Source organism: Planktothrix sp. FACHB-1355, assembly GCF_014748295.1.
Lineage (GTDB): Bacteria > Cyanobacteriota > Cyanobacteriia > Cyanobacteriales > Aerosakkonemataceae > Aerosakkonema > Aerosakkonema funiforme_A.
In genome coordinates this window covers 1-3400 of record NZ_JACJUP010000792.1, presented here as the reverse complement: position 1 = coordinate 3400, position 3400 = coordinate 1, and the positions used below count along the sequence as shown (strand labels likewise).

At 38.3% G+C, this 3400-nt stretch carries 6 protein-coding genes and 1 pseudogene; 2 read left to right on the top strand and 5 right to left on the bottom strand.

Features of this window, described 5'->3' with window-relative positions; genetic code table 11:
* Positions 1-291, bottom strand: a pseudogene (locus tag H6S82_RS33080) (ATPase); the annotation flags it as partial.
* Between the two features lie 283 nt (positions 292-574).
* Between H6S82_RS33080 and H6S82_RS24950 the strand changes: the two are divergent.
* Both H6S82_RS24950 and H6S82_RS24945 read left to right on the top strand, forming a co-directional pair.
* A complete protein-coding gene (locus H6S82_RS24950) occupies positions 575-1078 on the top strand; it encodes a DUF6232 family protein (RefSeq protein WP_190464045.1) in 504 nt (167 codons plus the stop codon).
* A 33-nt stretch (positions 1079-1111) separates the two neighbouring features.
* Positions 1112-1513: a hypothetical protein gene (locus H6S82_RS24945; RefSeq protein ID WP_190464046.1), complete on the top strand. Its 402-nt coding sequence runs from the start codon at positions 1112-1114 to the stop codon at positions 1511-1513.
* Positions 1514-1662: 149 nt separating this feature from the next.
* On the opposite strand, the gene H6S82_RS24940 is transcribed toward H6S82_RS24945, so the two are convergent.
* From H6S82_RS24940 to H6S82_RS24930, 4 genes are read right to left on the bottom strand one after another with little or no spacing between them, the layout of a single operon-like run.
* Positions 1663-2115, bottom strand: a complete 453-nt coding sequence (locus H6S82_RS24940; RefSeq protein WP_190464047.1) for a DUF29 domain-containing protein — start codon at positions 2113-2115, stop codon at positions 1663-1665.
* Positions 2116-2133: 18 nt separating this feature from the next.
* Positions 2134-2439, bottom strand: coding sequence for a DUF4926 domain-containing protein (locus H6S82_RS24935; protein ID WP_190464048.1), 306 nt, complete (start codon positions 2437-2439; stop codon positions 2134-2136).
* A 1-nt stretch (position 2440) separates the two neighbouring features.
* A complete protein-coding gene (locus tag H6S82_RS33075; RefSeq protein WP_206756895.1) occupies positions 2441-2593 on the bottom strand; it encodes a hypothetical protein in 153 nt (50 codons plus the stop codon).
* Positions 2594-2606: 13 nt separating this feature from the next.
* Positions 2607-3194 carry a Uma2 family endonuclease gene (locus tag H6S82_RS24930; RefSeq protein ID WP_190464049.1) on the bottom strand — a complete coding sequence of 196 codons (588 nt, stop codon included), beginning with the start codon at positions 3192-3194 and terminating at the stop codon, positions 2607-2609.
* Positions 3195-3400: the final 206 nt, after the last annotated feature.

The following is a 3400-nucleotide window of genomic DNA, read 5'->3' as shown; positions in this document are numbered from 1 at the left end:
ATTATCGCTAGCTATAGTTTGTGAAAAATTATAAAACCTTGCTCTCTCTAGTATGGATTTAACATTCGTTTTTGTGACATCTTCTTTTAAGACATCTGAAAAAATTTTCCATAGTTCAGAAGCAACACTCCTAATGTAACCTTCACTGCAATTCCGTTCTTGTGCAATTTTGGCATATTTCTGACCTTGGAACGTTTCCCTTAAGATAGCCTGTTGCAGGTCGTCCAAGTGTTTTCCCGTCTTGGCAAAGACTAGATCGTCGGCAAATCTTAAGATTTCCTTAAGCTCCATAGGTACTGTATCTGCTGGTTTTGGTGTATTTTATCTGATTTTTTATGACATTATCTCACAATTTAGATGACAAAATTCGACTTTTCCTGATGCAGTTAGCCAAATTACTGCACAATAACAGCGAGCTTATCATATTTAAGAATGGCAACAAACTTGTACAACCAAGGATGAGGACAACCCAAATGACCCACACGCTAGTGTAGACCTGCTTCGTTTAAGTAACGAAACCTAACCTTTGCAAATACTTTTTAAGTTAATTAAGAAAAATTGACAGAACGTAACAATGGCTGAAAATAAACAAATCATCCCCGGTGATAGATATACTGAAATCCTGGAAGGTGGGACAATAAAGCTCACAGCCAAGACAGTTCAGTTTGGTTCTAATGTTTTTCAATTTCATAACGTCACAGGTTTTGGCATAGCCAAAGTGGATACAATTAAAATCCCTCTGGGCTCGCTTTTTATTTTGTTTATCATAGGATTGGTTCTCGGCAGTCTTCCAAATATTAGCCTAGTAGGCGGATTACTGGTTTTAGGAGCGATTGCTGGAGTTATATACAACATTACTCAGCCACAACGGTATGGTCTAGGACTATATTTGAATTCAGGACACATGAAAGTATTTGTGACTACGGATGTGAGAGGTTTAAAAATTGTAGTTGAAGACCTGTGTAACTACATGGAAAATAATAAATTAGGTGGTTACGTAGTGAATATAGTTGGAGGAAATGTTACGGGTAATTACATTGGAGGAGACGCTTCTGGCACTACTTCAACTTATCGTTAAACAACTAGACAAAAAGCAAAATGGGAGGAATTTATGGGAAACGAATCAATACAAAACAGTATCGGAGGAAGCTTTGAAGGTAATTTCACAGGTGGGGATGTCCATCAAAGTAGTATCGTATACCATAAACAAGAATCTGCATTACCAAAAGAAGATAAGGCTGAAATCGAATCTTCTATTTCCAAACTTAAAGCGAGTATTGAGGCAGAGTCAAACTTGACTAAAGACCAAAAAGAGAAAGTTTTAGCACAAGTAAAACTAATTGAAGATGCTGTTAACAATCCCGATGGAGGAGAAAAAAAGAAACAGGCTCAAGACGCCAATTCTGCTCTCAAAACAATGTTTTCTGTGTTACCAGTAGCTGCTAAGTTTGTAGAAGAATTCAATAAAGTATCAGATTTGATTATTAAATTGTTTGGGTTGGGAGCAGTATAAAGAAGCATCTTGGTAAGCAGTTTCTGTAACATAACAGCAGAGATTATCCTCTTCTTTTACCCAAATGGTAGCGTGCGCGTGGCGTGATATACGCCTGTTTTTTCTTAACAAGCGTTCGCTACCATTTTAGCATAATTGTGTTTTTAGATTTAACTTAACGAGGGCAACCACTCAATATCAAGTATTTGGTCAAGCGAGTAAGGACACTCTGGGGGTAAACTGACGGAATTTTGGGTTTTAATTTTCACAAAACCTAACGCATCTTTATAGATAGAATTCAATTCCGACTCCAAATAATTACGGAGATTGGTAGTAATCCTTCGTCTCAACTGAATTCGGAAATTATAGATTTCTTCTTGCCAATGGACTGCATTATACTCAGATTCACTCGTCCAATATTGCAGTAATAATAAATGACGGATAACCTGTTCTAAAAGGCTGGCTACCGCATTTTTCTTTTCCTTGCCCAAATCCTCTAACTCCTCAATTAAGTTATCTAAATCCAGGTCTTCAAATCGCTGCTTTTTTAGCAATTTCACTGTTTCTTCTAGCCATTGATAATCATCAACTTCGTACAGATTCTTTAAATCGGTAGTACTCATAATAACTCCCACCAACCTTTAACTCACTTTTCTTTGACGCTTGTGCTGCAAAAATTCAGCAAAATCTCGCACTTCTGCCAATAAATCGGCGGGTAAAGCATCAAGAAGCTCTAAAACTAGCCCTCTAATTATTTCTCGCTCTAATTGAATATCCGCTCTTTCCAAAGTTAATAAAGCTAGTGTTTCTCCCGTATCGCTGACAAACTCTATCTCAAACGCCTGTTCATCATCATAACAATGAACGATCGCTCCCTTAGCGCCCTTTTTCAATCCGTGTTCTTCAAGATCGCGGGTTAAAGTAATTACATCTAGCTCTTTCAGCATATTACGATCGATCCTTATTTTCTAAAAATGGTCGAGCGGTAACAAAACGAGGGTTTTCTTGACCTAAATAATCCATACAGTTTAGAAAATTACCCGGAATTCCTTGAGCATCTTCGCAAAAGTTCAGATCGCGAAATGCGATGATATCGCGCAATTTTTCGATAACTTTATGCGTCCGACTGTCTGGGAAAGACTGAGGACAAGTTAAGAGATAAATCGGGAAATCCTGGAAGGGTGACTGTTTCATTCGGCAAGGCAATTCGTCTCAGGCGATAACTGAACTTGCCTTGCATATCCTGATATGGTTCGTTATAAATTTCCAAGCAATTATCTACTAGGTTAAATATCCAGTAATGATAAATTCCATCTTCGGCGTAGAGAGATAATTTTGTTGTGCGATCGTAACTCAAAGTAGAATCAGAAATTTCGATTACCAGCAACACATCCTCCGGATACGGGTGAGAAGATATATAATTGTCAGGACTATTATTTGCAATGACAACATCAGGTTGAGGTTCGCTGTCAGCAGGGAGGATAATTGGTTCTTGTCCGCGCACGATCGCACGCCTACCCAACAGTATAATTAATTCCTGAACTAAAAGAGTATTGCAGACAGAGTGCGGCGTTTTTTTAGTAGGCATCTGGATAATTTCTCCCCGAATCAGTTCAACTCGTTCGTCGGGACTGAAAAAACCCAGTTCCTCCAAACGGTGATATTCATCTAAAGTAAATTTTTTTGGCGTAACGGTAGTCATAATTAGGTAAGGTGTAAGGTACTAATGACAGCATTTTTAGTAGTTAATTTAGGTAATGTAGAGTAATCTCGCATCACCAAACTGCATCTTGGTACTATTTTAAACGCAAAGGACGCAAAGGTCAACGCAAAGTAACGCCAAGTTTTTCTTTTCCTCTGCGTACCTCTGCGCTAACCTTAGCGTACCTCTGCGTTGAAAAAAGAATC